Source organism: Nitrosomonas sp. (assembly GCA_031316255.1).
In the GTDB taxonomy this organism is placed as follows: Bacteria; Pseudomonadota; Gammaproteobacteria; order Burkholderiales; family Nitrosomonadaceae; genus Nitrosomonas.
The window spans coordinates 578,487-596,594 of record JALDQW010000001.1; the positions used below are offsets into that span (position 1 = coordinate 578,487).

18 protein-coding genes are annotated in these 18,108 nt (G+C 45.7%); 4 read left to right on the forward strand and 14 right to left on the reverse strand.

Annotated elements, in window-relative coordinates:
• Nucleotides 1-160: 160 nt before the first annotated feature.
• Both MRK00_02715 and MRK00_02720 read left to right on the forward strand, forming a co-directional pair.
• A complete protein-coding gene (locus MRK00_02715; protein MDR4516292.1) occupies nucleotides 161-736 on the forward strand; it encodes a DUF5610 domain-containing protein in 576 nt (191 codons plus the stop codon).
• Nucleotides 737-1,057: 321 nt separating this feature from the next.
• Complete coding sequence (locus tag MRK00_02720; GenBank protein MDR4516293.1) at nucleotides 1,058-1,633, forward strand: hypothetical protein; 576 nt, start codon at nucleotides 1,058-1,060, stop codon at nucleotides 1,631-1,633.
• Nucleotides 1,634-1,679: 46 nt separating this feature from the next.
• On the opposite strand, the gene cysG is transcribed toward MRK00_02720, so the two are convergent.
• The 14 genes from cysG to MRK00_02790 form a co-directional block, all read right to left on the reverse strand.
• Nucleotides 1,680-3,065, reverse strand: a complete 1,386-nt coding sequence (gene cysG, locus MRK00_02725; protein ID MDR4516294.1) for a siroheme synthase CysG — start codon at nucleotides 3,063-3,065, stop codon at nucleotides 1,680-1,682.
• Nucleotides 3,066-3,090: 25 nt separating this feature from the next.
• Nucleotides 3,091-3,822: a hypothetical protein gene (locus tag MRK00_02730; protein MDR4516295.1), complete on the reverse strand. Its 732-nt coding sequence runs from the start codon at nucleotides 3,820-3,822 to the stop codon at nucleotides 3,091-3,093.
• 3 nt (nucleotides 3,823-3,825) lie between these two features.
• Entirely contained in the window at nucleotides 3,826-4,209 is a 384-nt protein-coding gene (locus MRK00_02735; GenBank protein MDR4516296.1) for a type II secretion system GspH family protein, read from the reverse strand.
• 20 nt (nucleotides 4,210-4,229) lie between these two features.
• Nucleotides 4,230-4,727, reverse strand: a complete 498-nt coding sequence (locus MRK00_02740) for a type II secretion system GspH family protein (GenBank protein ID MDR4516297.1) — start codon at nucleotides 4,725-4,727, stop codon at nucleotides 4,230-4,232.
• A 25-nt stretch (nucleotides 4,728-4,752) separates the two neighbouring features.
• Nucleotides 4,753-7,083: a secretin and TonB N-terminal domain-containing protein gene (locus MRK00_02745; GenBank protein ID MDR4516298.1), complete on the reverse strand. Its 2,331-nt coding sequence runs from the start codon at nucleotides 7,081-7,083 to the stop codon at nucleotides 4,753-4,755.
• A complete protein-coding gene (locus MRK00_02750) occupies nucleotides 7,080-7,661 on the reverse strand; it encodes a hypothetical protein (protein MDR4516299.1) in 582 nt (193 codons plus the stop codon). Before MRK00_02750 ends, MRK00_02745 begins: the two co-directional genes overlap by 4 nt.
• 5 nt (nucleotides 7,662-7,666) lie before the next feature.
• Entirely contained in the window at nucleotides 7,667-8,263 is a 597-nt protein-coding gene (locus tag MRK00_02755; GenBank protein ID MDR4516300.1) for a hypothetical protein, read from the reverse strand.
• Nucleotides 8,245-8,796: a PilN domain-containing protein gene (locus MRK00_02760; GenBank protein MDR4516301.1), complete on the reverse strand. Its 552-nt coding sequence runs from the start codon at nucleotides 8,794-8,796 to the stop codon at nucleotides 8,245-8,247. Before MRK00_02760 ends, MRK00_02755 begins: the two co-directional genes overlap by 19 nt.
• Nucleotides 8,784-9,623 (reverse strand): hypothetical protein, encoded by an 840-nt coding sequence (locus MRK00_02765; GenBank protein ID MDR4516302.1) that lies wholly within the window; start codon nucleotides 9,621-9,623, stop codon nucleotides 8,784-8,786. Before MRK00_02765 ends, MRK00_02760 begins: the two co-directional genes overlap by 13 nt.
• Nucleotides 9,604-11,283, reverse strand: coding sequence for a GspE/PulE family protein (locus tag MRK00_02770; protein ID MDR4516303.1), 1,680 nt, complete (start codon nucleotides 11,281-11,283; stop codon nucleotides 9,604-9,606). The genes MRK00_02765 and MRK00_02770 overlap by 20 nt, the downstream gene beginning before the upstream one ends.
• Nucleotides 11,284-11,294: 11 nt before the next feature.
• Nucleotides 11,295-12,479 (reverse strand): type II secretion system F family protein, encoded by a 1,185-nt coding sequence (locus tag MRK00_02775; GenBank protein ID MDR4516304.1) that lies wholly within the window; start codon nucleotides 12,477-12,479, stop codon nucleotides 11,295-11,297.
• A 16-nt stretch (nucleotides 12,480-12,495) separates the two neighbouring features.
• Entirely contained in the window at nucleotides 12,496-12,930 is a 435-nt protein-coding gene (gspG, locus tag MRK00_02780) for a type II secretion system major pseudopilin GspG (protein ID MDR4516305.1), read from the reverse strand.
• 81 nt (nucleotides 12,931-13,011) lie between these two features.
• Nucleotides 13,012-13,695 (reverse strand): zinc metallopeptidase, encoded by a 684-nt coding sequence (locus MRK00_02785; protein MDR4516306.1) that lies wholly within the window; start codon nucleotides 13,693-13,695, stop codon nucleotides 13,012-13,014.
• Nucleotides 13,696-14,087: 392 nt separating this feature from the next.
• Entirely contained in the window at nucleotides 14,088-15,476 is a 1,389-nt protein-coding gene (locus MRK00_02790; protein ID MDR4516307.1) for a lysine 2,3-aminomutase, read from the reverse strand.
• A gap of 933 nt (nucleotides 15,477-16,409) precedes the next feature.
• Here MRK00_02790 and MRK00_02795 point away from each other — a divergent pair.
• Complete coding sequence (locus tag MRK00_02795) at nucleotides 16,410-16,589, forward strand: hypothetical protein (GenBank protein ID MDR4516308.1); 180 nt, start codon at nucleotides 16,410-16,412, stop codon at nucleotides 16,587-16,589.
• 438 nt (nucleotides 16,590-17,027) lie between these two features.
• A complete protein-coding gene (locus tag MRK00_02800; protein ID MDR4516309.1) occupies nucleotides 17,028-17,990 on the forward strand; it encodes an acetoin utilization protein AcuC in 963 nt (320 codons plus the stop codon).
• Nucleotides 17,991-18,108: the final 118 nt, after the last annotated feature.

Consider the following 18,108-nt stretch of genomic DNA (forward strand, 5'->3'; position numbering starts at 1 on the left):
TGATCGTATTCACTGAATTTCGCTGCATTTAGCGTTTTATTAAAAAGGCGGGCAACAATAACATTTGTAATACAAGGTTTCCATCGTTATTCCATTTAATAGCCGGATATAACTTCACTGATAATATGGCGTTCGAAGTCATTTACTCCTGGAGGTTAATATGGAAATTCAATCATTCAGTCAATCTGTTCGATCTTTAGCACAAGCTGACAATAAAAAAGATTCTGGGCCTATCGGTCACCAAGTATCAGAAATGGCGCATGCCAAGAACGTAGAAAGAAGACAGCTCAATACCGACACATCAGAATCCCCAATCCAAATAAATACAAGCAATGAACCCCAGTCCTTGGTTCTGCAGACAACCCTGGAAGGAATCAACGACGCTTTACATAAAAGCTTCGGCGACAATGCCATTCAGACTGCCTATGCAGCAAATATTGATGTCAGCCCCGAGTCAACGGCTGAACGTATTGTTTCATCCAGCACGAGTATCTTCCCTGCATTTCAGGAACAACACCCCGAACTCACTCAAGATGAAGCCTTAACGGCTTTTACAACGCTTATCAATATTGGTGTCAATGAAGGCTTTTCTGAAGCACGAGATATTTTAGCCAGCTTGAATGCGCTACAAAGCGGTGAAACTCAACAGAATATCGACGAGACGCTCGCACTAATACAGGAAAAACTACAATCATTCATAGATAATTTTAGCAACCCGGAAACAAGCCAGAAATAATGATGTAAAACCAGAGTCGACAGACCTAAGGGCATTTATAAAATCATCACTTAAAACGGGGCGGGACAAACAGGCAACCCGAGATGCAAATGCCCTTAAACATGGATTTCAGAGGTGCCTTAGTATTTACTCGACAAAAAAGTACTTGTATCGTAAGACCCGTTTTCCTTAAACATTTTAGACAAGCACGCTATTTTAGACTGTACTATAATCCGGTTTGTGCTTGATTCTTATGTTAAATCATTTGACACTGACTTGTTAGAAAATCATTTTACCCGCATGAATCCCTCTGTCCAACCAAACAAATCAAAGGCTATACAAATGAGAATAATAGTGTGTCTGTTAATCCTGATTTTTTCGATGCCTATTCACGCAACGATTATCCAAGGCTTTACCGGAGCATACAGTGCATCTCAGTGGACGATGACCACTGGCGGCGGAGATATCACTGTCAATTCTTCTTCAGAAAATAGTTTAACGTTTGACATCACTAACCGCGCAATACCAAACCCAATTGACACATATCTGGAATATGAAACCGTGGCTGCCAGTTCGGGCATGGTATCGTTTGACATGATCATGGGCCTTATTTTCAGGCCGCTAGATACTTTTTCGCCCATTCTTACATTTTTTTCCATTTCTGATGGCGTATCCAATATAGAAGCATCAATTAGTGCAGACGGAAATACCATGCGCCATATAGACCTGATGGTCGATGCAGGACAAACTTTTGGTTTCAGAGTAGAAGCACTGGGCGTTCAACAGGATGTACTGCTCGGCACCACAATCTCAAATTTCAGCGCGCCGGTCCAGCCAATCAAGGAACCTGGCATTTTTTTCCTGATCATAATCGGTCTATTGGCTTTATCAGGTTTTAGTCGCCGCACACTATCCTGAACTCTGAACTAAAATACAGCAGACCAGCGCTCTCAATCCCAAAAATTTAATTCGGCTCAAACCAGGCCAGTTTATTGTGCAGACGGACAACTTCACCAACAATAATCAGTGTCGGCGCAACAAGCTGTGCCGCAACAGCACGGTCCGGTAACGTTTCCAAAGAACCGGTTACAATTTTCTGTGTTTGTGTTGTTCCCTGTTGAATAATGGCTGCGGATGTGTTGGCAGGCAGTCCATGCGCAATTAATTGTTCGCAAAGTACCGGCAAACCCAGTAACCCCATATAAATAACAATGGTCTGATTCGGTCTTGCCAAAGAATTCCAGTCAAGATCGATGGTATTATTTTTCAGATGGCCGGTGACAAAAATGCATGATTGCGCATAATCGCGGTGCGTCAGCGGTATGCCGGCATAGGCTGCCACACCCGATGCGGCGGTAATGCCGGGAACGACCTGGAACGGAATGTGATGGCTTGTCAGCATTTCAATTTCTTCGCCGCCACGGCCAAAAATGAAAGGATCGCCACCTTTAAGCCTGAGAACCCGTTTTCCTTCTTCGGCCAGCCGCACCAATAACTGATTAATCGATTCCTGCGGCAATGTGTGACGGCTGCGTTCCTTTCCAGCGTAAATCCGCGTTGCATCGCGCCGCACCATATCCAGAATTTCCGCAGACACCAGCCGGTCATAGACCACGACATCAGCCTGTTGCATCAACCGCATGGCACGGAAAGTGAGTAAATCCGAATTGCCGGGCCCCGCACCAACCAGATAGACTTCGCCTTTGGGCGCGTCATCTTTCTCATTGTCCAATAGCTGTTGTAAATATGCCTGTGCGGCTTTGTCTTTACCCGCCAATACCATTTCGGCAAATTTACCCTGTAATGCTTTTTCCCAGAAAAGTCGTCTATTTTCCTGATGCGTGAATTTACGTTTGATCTGCTCACGGAATTCTGCCGCATACGAAGCCAAACGGGAATAGGCATGTGGAATCATTGCCTCCAACCGGGCGCGCAATACTCTGGCAAGCACGGGCGATTTACCGCCACTGGATATGGCTATCATCAGGGGTGAACGGTCTACGATGGAAGGCATGATAAAAGTGCAGAATTCCGGATTATCGACCACATTTACGGGTATATTTCTGGCTTTGGCAGATTCGGATACTTTGCGGTTCACCGCCTGATCATCGGTTGCGGCAATAACCAGTGCACAGTTGTCAAGGTGCCCGGGTGCAAAGCACTGCGCGAGATGCGAAATTTTATTGTGTTGTAATAAAGCCGTTAATTCCTGATTCAGCATTGGCGATACAACATGAACATCAGCCCCCGCCTGAAGTAGCAATGAAACCTTGCGCACAGCCACTGACCCGCCACCGACCACCAGACAGGTCTGATTCTTTACATTCAAAAAAACTGGCAGAAAATCCATTAGCCCCGAAAGCTGACTTCACCGATTATTGTGCGAAAGGATTCTGGCCTGATTGTGCTGACGCAGGCGGCGCCAAAGGTGAAGCCGGTGCGGATGCACCGCCCTGAGCGCCCTGACCCGGCCTTGATGCGCCACCCGGTGTACCGAAAGGCGATGCTCCGGCACCCGTAGCGCCTTGTTGTCTTTGTTGTGAAGTATTCGTGCCGCTGCCTGACTGCTGTGTATGAATAAACTGCCAGTCCCGGTAAGTTTGTGCTTCGGAAAATTTGGCAAAATGTTCCGGGAAATTTTCTCTTTTCACAGGTCTCTTACCCGAAAGGCTATACACGCCCACTATCCCTTTACGTGTACTTGCAAAACTACTGCTGGCAGGATTATTGGCATTATTTTGATTATTGCCTCTATTTTGACCTTGCGCCTGCTGCGGAACATCTTCTTCCTCAACAACCCCCCATTCGTCCGTCATCGTTAACGGGTCGATATAAATCTTTCTTAAATGACGAACCGGTACTGGTCCGCGTTTATCTTCCAGTAAATCTTCCAGCGATTCAGGATATTGCCTGATACCGGTCAACTGATTATTGTAATAGGACATGATCGCTTTCCGGAACTGCTCACCTATGAAAAGCAGTTCCAGTTCTTTTTCACGCTGCGACTTCGTTTGCCACACCTGCCCTGTTCCAGCCATCACCACGCCTGCGACTGCCACGGCAAATAACGCCCAGAGATAAATAAAACCTTTTTGCGCGCCCGTCATGCCTCACCACTCTTCATAAAATGTGCCGTCAAACGCCCTGCCGGTAAAACCGCTATGTACATCATAGACACCTTCTTCATCTTCATTCGGCGAGGGCATTTCTACCCAGGTTGTATTGCTCTCAGTCATCGGATCAATCGGAATACTGCGCAGATATCGCCTGTCCACCAGTTCTTCCAGATCAAGCGGATATTTGCCAAAATCCGCATAAAACTGATCAATGGCATCACGCATGATCTTAAGGTCCTGACGCAAAACAGCTTCTTTCGCTTTTTCAATTGAATCGAAATAGCGTGGTGCAACAATACTCAGCAAGGTAGCAATTATAGCCATGACCACCAGCAATTCGATCAACGTAAATCCGGTTTGAGTGCGTGCCTTAGTCATCAAATGCATCAGGTTTATGATCACCACTTATTATATTCAAGGCCGTTTAAGCCAATCATTTCTGAACGGGAATAAACATCAAAAACATCATCGCCTTCTTGTGGATTTTCCGCTGAACTCTCGTAACTGCGTTTTCCCCAGGTATCGGCCGCAGGCGTTTCTTCGATTCCCGCCACATCCATATCTTCAAACATCGGATCGCGCGGCAAGCGCCGTAAAAAATAAATATTTCTTGGTTCGGTGCTTTTAATATCGGGAACACCGATAACCAGATCTTCCAGTGTTGGCGGATAACCGGATTCGTCGGCTTTTTTCTCGATACGGCCGTCATCGACCGCTTGTTTATAGGCATCGATGGCATTGCGAATCTGACGCAGCGCCATGCGCAGTTCCTGCTCCTTTTCACGCTTTACAACCAGTTCCCGCAATGGCATTGCCGCTGTGGCCAGAACACCCATAATGGCAACCACAATCATTAACTCGATGAGCGTAAAACCGCGCTGACGGGATGTAAACATTAGAAACCTCATATTTACCGGCACGTTACTGAACTTTGATACTTGCAGGTGATGGCAATGCGATCTCGACCGATTCCCCACTCTCCGTATCTTCACCTGTCGCGCTTTGAACGCTGATCTCCGTTTCACCGGCATTTGGCGTAACTACTTTAAACCGTAATTGCGCGGCCATTCCGGTAGGCACATCCTTGCCAAACTTCACGGTATGGGTACCGCTGTTTCCATCACCGTTGAGCAACTCAAGCATATCCGTTTCGTAACTGACCTGCGCTTCAGCAGAGACCGAAGCTCTGGCGCCCACCATTCTGACGCGCACAGAAAACTCCTTGTCGAAAGTAATATTACTTGGAGCCTGAATCGTTAATGTTGGTTCACCTTCGGCGTTAACCGCAGTCTGCTGTGCAAATGGATTGGGAGAAACTTGCGATCTGTCTCCTGCAAGCGCCTGCGCACCTCTGCTTAATACAGACGATGCACCGCCTCTACCGCCTCCACCCACCGGCGCCATTGCGAGCGCCCCGGGTGAAGTCTTGCGTATCCTGACCGGCAGTTTACCGGCCTCATTGGACGTGCCGAAATGGAATTCGCTTTCCAGATTTGTCATGTGTGTAATATTGCGGACAACACGTGGCGTTATCAACAGCACAATTTCCTGTTTTTCACGCTTAATAGTTTGGTTTGAAGTCAATCGATCCAGCCCTGGGATGTTAATCAAGCCTGCAAGACCACTTACTGTGTTAGATGCACGATCATCAAGCAACCCGGCCAACACTTGTGTTTCACCGTCCTTCAATGTCAGCAATGTTTCTGCATTTGCTGTAGAAATAATCGGAGCCCTAGCACCGCCAGGTCCTGATTCAAACCCATTCAGATTGCTCACTTCAAGCTGGACTTTCATGGTTACATCATTGTTCAGACCAATAACCGGTTCTATATCCAGCTTCACACCGATATCAATAAATGTAGGCGTAGAAGTAACCACATTGCTAATCCCACCGCCGGCGACACTGGCTGAAAAAACAGGCTGTCTTGAACCAATATGGATTTTGGCCGCCTCACGATTCTTTACACGAATACGGGGATTTGCAAGGATATCCGCATTGGTCAGGCCTTGCGCGAAATCGATTACAACCTGATTATTCACCACAAAATTTCTGAGATTCGGAAATCCTCGTTGATCGAGAACCGTATTAATTTCACTCAGCTTAACAGCTCCGGCAGCAGCAGTTGCTGCTGTACCCACACCTGGAACAAAACTAAACGTCGTTTGTTGTGGAATGTTTGGACCAAGCTTAAATGAATTGTCACGGGTCACATCCAGAATAACCACTTCAAGCATCACCTCAGGTTCCGGCAGATCATTGAGCGACACCAGTTTCTCTACGACACGAATCGCTTCCAGGGTATCGCGCATGATAAAAAGATTGAGTTGTTCATTGACATAAATATCCTTGGCTTTAACCAACCCCCTGACCATTGCCACCATTTGTTTCACATCGGTATATGCAACCTGGAAACTGCGCACAATCAGTTCCTGGTATTCCTTTTGCTTGGCTGGCGTATTCGGATAAATCAACAAGGAGTTCTCGTTCAATCGGGTATACGCCAGCTGATTGGTCATCAGCAACAGCTTCAGTATATCCTCGACGGTATTGTCTCGCACAAATACCGATACTTTGGCTTCCTGCCGGACATCCTTGTCAAATACAAAATTGACCCCGGCCGTTCGTGACATAATTTCGAATACCGATTTAAGCTCAGTGTCCTTGAATTCCATCGACAATGGTTTTTTAAATGCCGTATCCAGCGTCAAGTCCATACTCTCGGCGCGCGTAATGCGTTTATTCAGCTCTTTGAGAAATTCCCGCGCCTGCGGTTGCATCGGATTTTCCTGCAATACTGCTCTGACAGCGTTTTCAGCGCCCTCCAGATCGTTGAGCGCCAGCAATTGCTGTGCATATTCGACAGAGGCCAGGTGATGACGCGCTTTATCAATTTCATCCAAACCCATCTGTGCTCTTTCGTTATGGGCAAACAAATCCAGTATTCGATAGTATTGTTCTTCGGCCAAATCAAGATCGCCCGACAAACGTGTATTATTTGCATCAGTGAGCAGCCGACCGAGTACGGCATCACGTTGACGCGAAAGCACAGCACGTATTTCCTTATTATTTGGTTCTTCTTCAGCCGCCTGCTCCAGGCGCATTAATCCTAATTCCAACTGACCGCTTTGAATCAATTGCTGACCTTCTTCAAACGCCTTGTTGCGGGTACCGAAAGTCTTATTGTTAATTGCGCATCCATTAAGTATTAACGCCAGGATTAATAATAAAACAGCGCATTTTTTATTTCTCATCGGAAAGTCCCTGTTTGCTTATCATCATTAATAGGAAGAGTTTGCTTGGCATTCAGCGGCAAATAAGTCAGCGTAACAGATTCATCATTGATGGTATCCAGCCGATACTGTTCATCGATTTTTTCACCAATTCCGGCAATAAAATTCTCATCATTTTGCGCCAGAAAAACCCAGGTTTTGTTACCTTCAATCGCCTTACCAATATATTTAAACTGCAATGGCGGCGGTGTAGGTGCAGGCGGTGGAGCCTGCTTCACCTGGGCGCGCTGCTGTTCCATGATCGCCTGCTGCTGCGGAGTAATTGGAGGGCGCTTCGGCACCCATGAAGTTGACGCAAAAAGTTCTCCGGCGCGTGGGTCGAATTTTCTTTGTCCAAGCTTTTCGATATCGAGATAGTCATTCCTGACTTCTTGCGTATTCAATCGTATCGAGGGCGAACGCGTTGTTTTTTTCGATTCCACAGGTTGCACAGGATCGATAATCATCTCTTCTTCGTCTTCAACCATGACCACAGCAATCAATGTCGCCGCCAACGCTATACCGATGATCATCTTACGCTTCTTCTCAGCCGGATCCATTCCGCTCACTCATTCAGATAAAGACTCATTTCAAAACGCACATCCAGTTGAGTGGATTGCACGTTGTCACGCTTTATGGCAAAACCCGTGATCGCCAGAGCAGGGATGACTTCCAGCGTTTCAGCCATAAATGCGCGAATTTGGGAATAGCGCCCCCTGACTGGTAAAATCACTTCGTACCGGGACAAACGCCAATCCCGTTCAAATGTCAGCCGAAAATCACTGCTATTGATCTCAACACCCTGTTTATGAGCAATACGCACCAACTCACGAATCCAGAACGGAGATGAATCAAAAGACGGGAAAAACTCATAAAATGCCTGCAATGCCTGATCATTGGTTAATTTCTTCTCAACAACTCCTTCACTACCGGACGCGCCTGATTTTGCTTCCAACGCCAGGCGTTCCGCACGCTCCTTGAGTGTTTCCAGTTCCGATTTTTCCGGCAAGACAGCACCGAGAAAAAAAATACCAGCCACTACCACCAGGCCCACGCCAATCTTGCCCATATTTCCAAGGCGCGCCGCTTGCCAGCGCAATTGCTGCATCAAACGGTTGCCATGGATTTGAATCGAATCGTGCTTCAGTATTTTGCGTTCCATACGGTTGTTAAAAGAAAATCAACAGGACGATGCGGATTGTCCTGCCTAATTTTGTAATTGACAAGATGCGCTTTCTCAAAAATAACTTCGCGCTCCATCGCTTCTATAAAATCAAGCAACACTCCCATATTTCGTGCTTCTCCACTGATGCGCAGGGTGCGGTTTGTTACATTCGGCTGCAATGCCAGCAAGGCGACATCTTCAGTAATAATATGTTCTATGGAATCAAACAACGGTTCCCAAGGCAGATTGATTTGATCCATAATGGCATTCGCTTTTTGTAATTCCTTGCCGATTTCCTGACTGAATTCCCGCGTTCGCGATGCCGCGCGTGTTCGCGTGGTCACTGTCGTTCTGGGCTGTTGCTGCTCCAGCCGTTCGACACGAACGCTCCAAAAACCGGACTCTTCAGTAATCTGCCTGAACTGATAAAAAACTGCGAGTAGAACAATCAGGCCGAAAAACAGCAGCGCGATATCAATACTCCTAACCTGCTGACCACTATAGGGAAATACCAACTTCAGACGGGACATGCATCCTCCTTCGCATTCTCTGAGACCGTCGCAGGATAATGTGCCGGAACGGATATTTTCTCCGTTTGCAGTTGTACAATGTGCCAACCGCTCTTGTCAGGCAATGTCAATTCCGGATGTTCAGGCGCGAACAGAAAAACCTGTTCATTAGACGCCTTGTTACCGGACAAAACCGCCTCCTGATCAAGTGCCGCCCATAATTCTTCCATTACATCATGCAAAACACGCTGATTGCGAATACTCTGCCAGATTCCATCTTCCATCAGTGCAACACAAATACGCCCTGTTTCCACCAATGCCACAAACGATTTTTGAGTGTTCAGTGATTTGATCCATCTGTCCAGAACGGCGGTCAGATACGGTTCAATGCCTTTGAGCTTGATATGACGACTCGTTGTCACTTCCTCCAGCCTGGTCAGTAATTCTTTTGAGATTGCCGCGCAGATTGCGCCATGTACCGGACTCCATGCACTGATACTGAGTATCCAATGATCAACCCGCGAACCGTAAATTTCACGCATGCGGAAATCTGCATAGCCTAGCACTTCATCGGGTGATGTGATTTCAGCCTGTGGCGGCAGCGTTACATACCGGACAAAGTGATTTGAAAGCGTTACAGTCATTCCTGCCCCCGCAGCATCCTCCGCGAGCATGTGTTCAAGTTGCTGGACTGGCAGCAACCAGGCAGGATGGGCATCCTGATTATCTTGAAAAAATTCAGTCACAACAGGCAGACTGACCGGTTTCAGTCCACGTTTTGTACGAACCAGATCAACCCGTCCCGGCGATAAATATACTTCAAAATGATCACGCCACAATGGTGACACGATTGGCTTCCTCCAAACTGGTTGATCCATTTCTAACCATATCCAAAGCTGCTTCACGCAAAAATTTTGTGCCGTTATTTCTGGCGGCTTCTTTAATCTTGCGTATAGACGCCTGTGCGACAATCAGCTCACGAATTTCATCATTCAATATCAATATTTCCGAGATGGCATTACGCCCACGATAACCGCTGCCACGACATTGACCGCAGCCTTTTCCAACCCGGAACACATAACTGCCTGCCGCTTCAGGATCAATGCCCGATTCACTGATGAGTTCATCTGTCGGACTTTCATCCACGGTACAATGCGGACATAACAAACGCACCAGCCTTTGCGCCGCAATACCATTCAAGGCAGAAACAAAACTATAAGGATCCACGCCCATATGCGAGAAACGCCCGATCACATCAAAGACATTGTTGGCATGCACCGTGGTAAACACCAGATGTCCGGTTAACGCAGCCTGGATTGCTATTTGTGCGGTCTCAGCATCACGAATCTCACCGACCATGATTTTATCCGGATCATGCCTCAGAATTGACCGCAGACCGCGCGCAAAGGTCAGTCCCTTTTTTTCATTTACAGGAATCTGCAAAACGCCTGACAGTTGATACTCTATCGGGTCCTCAATGGTAATAATCTTATCGCTACCTTTGTTGACCTCCGAAATCGCAGCATAAAGCGAAGTTGTTTTACCGCTGCCTGTCGGCCCCGTTACCAGCAACATGCCATAGGGTTCCGAACTCAGGCGGCGTAACGTAGCGATATCCGTCTGACTGAACCCCAAATGATTGAGCGTCAGCCCTTCCACATGGTCTGACAAGGCTTGTCGATCCAGAATACGTAAAACCGCATCCTCACCAAAAATACTCGGCATTATGGATACCCGGAAATCAACTTCCCGCCCCTGGATTGAAACCTTGAAACGGCCATCCTGCGGCACGCGCCGTTCCGCAATATCCAGCTCGGACATAACCTTGATCCTGGAAATGACCTGTTCGGCCAGTTCGGCGCCCTTAATAACGCCTATGGACATCAGGACACCATCTATGCGGTATTTAATCGACAACGCACCGATTACCATTTCCAGATGGATATCGCTGGCTTGCGATTTATGCGCATCATAAAGCGTAGAATGAACGAGCCGGACCACCTGACTGGTGCCTTCATTGATCGTCTTTAAGGACAGATCCTCGATACTGTTCTGGATTACATCCAGATTCTGATCAGGCAACACATGATCCATTGCCCGCATCGTTTTTTCCTGCTGGGTAAAGAAAGCTGTCAAATCAGCAGGGTGAACCAGGCGCCATTCGACACGCATCTCAAAACGCTCTTCAGCCCATTGCCGTAATTTGGATGAAAATGGATCGCTGACGACCAGTAAAAAATTATTGCTCTCGCCCCTGAACAATACGCACTCATTGCGCACGGCTTCGGCAAAAGGCAATATTTCAAATGCCGGTTCCAGCTCATGGATTATTTTCATTTCCAGCGCGGGAATATGCAGTAAACGTCCCAGCTCCTGTATCAGTTCCCGAGGTGAGTATCCGTTATTCTCTTCCAGCATCTCGATGACCGAAATACCCTGCTTGAGCGCTTCCATCCGCAGATGACCGAGATACTGGAGATCCAATGATTGTTTTTCTTCAGATTGCATGGGTGGTTCGATCAATTGATACTACCGGCCAGCTCAAAAATAGGCATATACATCAAAATAATAATGCCGCCAATAACAATGCCTATAACCGCCATTAGAATTGGTTCAATTAGTTTCGTCGTCCATTCAACCCAACGCGCAATTTCTTCATCGTGAAAATTACCGATGCGCTCCATCATATCTCCCATGAGCCCTGTCCGCTCGCCGACTCTTAACATGCGATTACCCACCGCGGTTGTCAATCCTTCAGTTTCCATCGCACTGGAAATCGTCTGTCCTTCGCGAATACGCTTCGCCGCAGCTTCAATTCTGGGCATGAAATGTGATTGCAATAGTCCACTCACCATTTCGAGTGCTTGCGTAATCGGAATGCCGCCTCGCAGCAACATGCCCAATGTCTTGTAAAAACGGGCTAATTGATAAACACGCATATGCTCACCAATAGCTGGAATTCGCCACAATAGTTGCATCACGTAGGTACGAAACGCTGGACGACTGACAGCATAACCGAAAACGCCCAGAAACAAAATGGCAAAGACAGCCAGTTCCCAGCCACGCTCTTGAACAAAATGGCCCCATTCTATGAGTAACACAGACAACCAGGGCAAATCAGACCCCATATCGTCATAGATTGCACTGAATTTTGGCACCACAAAAACCAGCAGGAAAAGTGACACCAATAACCCTACAACCAGTAACAACACGGGATAGATAGAAGCACCAACCAGTTTTTTACGGACAAAATCCATTTGTGTCTGATAGGTCACAAAACGGGTTAATGCTTCTGCGAGATCACCGGTTCGTTCACTCGCACGAATCGTTGCAATATACAACATTGGAAATGCCTGAGGGTGCGCTTCCAAAGCTTGTGAAAAAGTTATTCCTTCGTAAAGACGTGCGAGCAAATCATGAATGGTTTTTCTATTGTTCGCATCCTGTTCTTTATCAACCAATGTTTCCAGACATTCCACAAGACTCAATCCCGCCGTAAGCAGTGACAACAACTCCTGACTGAAATGAACCAAAGGAAAACGCGTTGTTGATTTAAATGAAAACCCGGTAAAACTGCGTTTTACGCTCAGCACCATGCCGCCCCGGTCGATTACCTGGCGACGCGCTTCCTCTTCACTGTTCGCTTCCAGTTCAAGGTTTACTGCTCCCTGCCCGGAAATGACAGCTTTTACTTCATAGCGCATAGTTCAATCAATCTGCTTACCAGTTCGTGATATCAGCCGCTTCTCCTTCACCGCCAATTTGACCATCCCTGCCCATGGAGAACAGATCAAATTCATTATTCTCGCCCGGATATTTATAAACATAGGGGCGGCCCCAAGGATCATCCGGTGGTGTTCTTGACAAATAAGGGCCTTGCCATCTGGGTTCATTATTGGGCTGCACCACCAAGGCAGCAAGTCCGTTCTCAGTCGCAGGATAACTTCCGACATCCAGACGATACTGGTGCAACGCCTTCTCCAAGGCATCTATTTGTGCCTGAGCCATTTTGATTTCAGATTTGCCAACCTGTGAAAAATACTTGGGCCCGACATATGCTGCCAACAGACCAATAATAACCATAACCACAAGCAATTCAAGTAATGTAAAACCACGGACAGAATTAACCATTCGCTGTTTATACCAATGATGCATCATTTCCAATCCTCTCAACGCAATAAATGTTTAAAAAACCTTTAGTACACCTTATTCAGGCTATTTAACAGACCAACCGGTTTATCTACGCAGAATCGCCCACCAGCGACCAATGTTCAACAACGTCATCAATGAAGCTGAGACATATGTCCATGCAGCAGCGCTTAAAATTCTCCGCGCATGTCGTTCATCACCTTTTATCAAGTATCCGCCCTTTTCCAACATGGGCAATGCACGTGCAAAACTGGCATGCATTTCCATCGGCAGTGTAACCAAATGTACCAACGTAGTTGCGCCCAGCGTCAATAATCCCCCAATAAAAAATAATACCCCGGCCGCTGGCATGCGTGTTGCAACCATGATCAACGGCGCCAACATTAAAATCGCAGCACCAATCTTTTCTGCCGGCGCAGCAATTTGCACCAAACGCGTACGCAGCTTTAAAGGCAAATAACCATCGCGATCCTGAATTGCATGACCGACTTCATGAGCCGCCACGGTAATGGCGGTAAGTGACTTGCCATTAAATTTCTCAGGCGTCAACCTGACCACTTTATTAATAGGATCGTAATGATCGCCCTGCTCGGTCACTTCAACCTTAACAGATTGTAACTTAGCCCAATCCAGTAAAATGCGCGCAAGTTCTGCTCCTGTTCCGGGATAACGATTCTCTGGATAGCTGTATTTTTCGAGCGTATGCTTAACCCAGTAGGAAGGTCCGTAAATTACTGCTACGACAATGATAATGATTAAAACATAAAACATGATTATGCCGGATACATTATTTCAAACGCTGGCGACCTCAAAAAACAAATTTATGCTGAGCGAATAACTGCTGCTGATAGCAGTTTGATTCGTACCAACTGCCTGGACTCGGCCTCATCTCAAAGGCAGCCATTTCCGAATTATAGCTATTTACCGATACCGTATTCATTCAACCAAGAATATCAAATAGCGAAATGAACACTCTGTGATTTTTGTCACCGTTTATTATATACAAATCATATCCATGTTAATCGTTTACTATTACAGTATTATAACCAAATGAGCAGACAACCCTTTTCAACCGCACTCAAATTCAGCCGTTTTTATTAACAGACGACTCGCAGATAAAGTGATATGGTTTTATCAATGGCCCGTCGAAACAAACACAACAATCAATAGACTCTGGGGCTGATTTGTTTTTTCCGCATGGCGTCATATTCGTTCTGAAAGAAAAAAGCCTCTTCGCCAAATGCCGGTTTCAACTGATCCAGCCAGGTCGCATCCGGATCGAACCGAGCAAAAAAGGGATGCTGCACCCAGTCCGGATTTCGCGCCTGCAAAAAACGCAATACAAACACCTTCTCACCATTGATTTCTGTAATTCCCTGTATTTCTATTTTTCCAGGTCCTGTACTCATTGATGGACCGCGCACTGTCCGACCCAACCCTGATACCCCTTTCAATGCCTCACGGTACACTTGCCATGCGCGTGCCAGCGGCACCTCAAAATAACGACGCGCGCCCGTATCACGTTCAACAAACATGTAGTACGGCACCAGGCCCAGACGTACTTGTTCACGCCACATATACGCCCAAGTATCGGGATCATTATTGATATGATTCAATAATGGGGATTGAGTTCGAATAACAACACCCGATGCGCGCAGGCGCCTTATTGCCTCGTGTACAGTTGGCGTCGCCATTTCACGCCAATGATTAAAATGCGCCATAATCGCAATATGTTTGCCTGCTTTGACCATTCTCTCCAGCAGCAATAGCAATTGATCCGAGTCTTCGTCATTGACATAACGCTGCGGCCAGAAACTCAATGATTTGGTGCCAATACGTATCGTCTGAATATGATCCAGCGCTGGTTTTAACAATGGTTCCAGATAGGTAACGAGATGATCGGTTTTCATAACCATTGGATCGCCGCCTGTTATAAGCAGGTCGCTGATACTTTTATGCTTGCCCAGATAACTGTGCAATTTCTGCGCTTCCTTATTGGAAAAACGCAAATTTTTGTCGCCAATAAATTGCGCCCAACGAAAACAGAAACTACAAAAACTATGGCAAACCTGACCCTGGCCTGGGAAAAAAAGGACCGTCTCACGGTATTTATGTTGAATACCTTCTATCGGTTCGCTATCTTCATAAGGCACATTCAGTGACTGCTGTTCGGCAGGATGCGGGTTCAACCGTTGTCGGATTTCATTTGATTTTTTTAGAATAGCACTGCGGTCACTGGAATTGCGCAAGATTGTCGCCATTTGCTCGAAGTCATTTTGCGACAACATTCCTTTCTGCGGAAATACCAGTTGAAAAATTGGATCATCGGGCACTTCTTCCCAGTTGATCAAGTGATCTACGACGTACTTGTTTACTCTGAAAGGCAAAACATGAGCAACCACCTTCATCTCAAAACGTTGCGCTTCAGATAACCGATTCAATGCTTCAATCTTATCAATTTGGCGTTCCGTATAAACCTGAAAATGTTCAGGTGCATCGTCAAACTGTTCTGCGAAAATCTGTTTTTTTAAAAATGGTAACACGGGTGTCATAACATTCTTTCTCCATTCTAAAAAATTGCCTTAAGGAGAAGTTGCCACCAAAATTAATCATAATGAATGACAAAGCCATATTTCTGTTTTATAAGACAAAATTAAATCGCCGCTTATCTGTCAATAAGCATTGAATTCCTCACAAAAAATAATTACACGCATCAAAATATCAGGCTTTCTAACAATAATCCAACTAAAAATAAACAATTTTAATAGCCAGAATATATTTATTCTATTGGTCTAAAATAGAAAGTATTCCAATTTTTCAAGTCGTTAAACTTGGCGGGAAAATTTTATTCAGACTTGCTGAAACAATGTTTGCAGCCATGCATTATGGCCACAAAACATTATCTATTTCAGAGTATTAATTATAGAATGTTAAAAAATTAAAGACAGCATTATACCATGCGCATAACAATCGCCTTCTGCCACATCCCTGACTGGCAAAATTTGAAACATTCTCACAGGCCGTGGAAAAACGGCTTAAAGCACAATCGATCTGCCCGAAGAAACAAACTGAAAAGCAAAGTCAAACATCATAAATAAGCATTATGAATTCATTTTTAATGCAATAGCCAATACAGTTAATTTCTAAAACGGCTGGCTTTGATACTCTGACCGCTTTATACCTCTGAAGTGCCACACACTAATATGCCACTCACATCGACTGAAACTATATTCCTTATTTTTCATAAACATAGTCCATACTGGCACGTAGAATACAATAGCACAAGGCAACCAAATTTCATTTCTCATGATCTAACCCAGTCCACAAATAAACGAATTAGGACATTTTTACCCTATTTGTAGCGCCATCCCAGAAGTCAAATAGTTTATACAATAATTCATCAAAACAAGTATTTGTTTCTGATTGATGACACACCTAAAGTTTTAACCCAAGTACGCACTTATACGCAATACAGGAAAATGCCCATGAAAACTCATCAAGCAATTCAAGAAAGCAGCTCCCAACTTATGAAATGTAAAATAAAAATAAAAACGCGAGAGGGTAAAAGTCTCGTCTATCACGGACTTTTTAAATCCACTACTGATGCAATCCTAGACGCAATTAATCGCTTTGATATCATGACAATTTTTGTTAAAGCAATGTAGACAAGTTATATTTAATCGCCCTGTATTAACCAGCACAGGCCATAGGCTATTAGGAATCAACTGTGCCGTCAGCGTGATGCCCATACTCAATATCAAACTGACCGGTTTCCAGTGCTGTTTTGAAGTTTGCATCAGTCAATCCGGATCAACCGAGCATTCGGGAATCGAGCTTTAATCGGTCTCTGCACAATCGCACCGCTTTTTCCATGCCGTTAAATTAAGCGTATGACCTTGCGTATTGAATATGCAATTCGCTTAAGTAGAAGTTTCTGCCATATTATTCCCGCTTAATCCACTTTGATCTTTCATGCAGGACAACGACTTATCATTTAAGCAAATGTCTTTAAGCCCCTAACCGCGTCAACCCATACACACTCACATTGAGTCGCCCACTCTGCTATTATTATTCAATTAAAATTAACCCGCGGCACCTGGACAATGAAAGCAGAACATTCATGCTGTGCTTATCTTGGTGAACAACTTTCACGTTATGCATTCGGAAACAATCACCCTTTTGGCCCGTTGCGCCATAACGCTTTCAGTGAAGCATTGTACGAGAAAGGTCTTGATCGCGATGTCGACATCCTGAAACCCGTTTCGACCACGAGAGAAATTCTTGAATTGTTTCATGGACATGAGTACATCGAAAAAGTCAAAATCATGTCAAAACATGGCAACGGTTTTCTTGACCAGGGCGACACACCGGCTTTTATCGGCATGTATGAAGCAGTTCTAACGGTTGCAGGCACCGTATGCAGCGCCATTGACCGCTTAGTCAATAATGACCATACCCGGGCATTCATACCGATTGCCGGCCTGCATCATGCACGACGCCATATTGCAGCGGGATTTTGTGTCATCAACGATTGCGGTATTGCCATTGAATATTTGCGTCACAAACACAACATTAACAGAATTGCGTATATCGATATTGATGCACACCATGGCGATGGCGTTTTCTACAGCTTTGAGAATGATCCCGATCTGATTTTTGTTGATTTTCACGAGGATGGGCACTTTCTGTACCCGGGAACCGGAAATACAACCGAGACCGGGAAAGGCGACGCCAAAGACACCAAGCTGAATATTCCGATGCCGCCCGGTGCTGACGATAAGTTATTCATGCAACTATGGCCTCAAGCTGAAGCATTTATACGTTCCGGAAAACCCGAATTCATATTAGTGCAATGCGGTGCCGACAGCATAAAAGGCGACCCAATTACACATCTGGCGTATACTGAGCACGTACATCAACATGTGACAGCAAGCATCTGCCGTATCGCTGATGAATTTTGTGGTGGCCGCGTGTTGGCGCTCGGCGGTGGCGGCTACAATCTCGACAATATCGCCAAAACATGGACTGCTGTTGTCAATGCCATGATCGCAGCGGACCAACCCTGAGAATCCTACCTGGATAACCGATCCGAATAGAAATCCGCAATCCAATGTTCATCTATTCATGTCAGCAATCTATGCTTTTCTCAGATACATACCGGGCTCGTACTCTTGAAATTTTGGA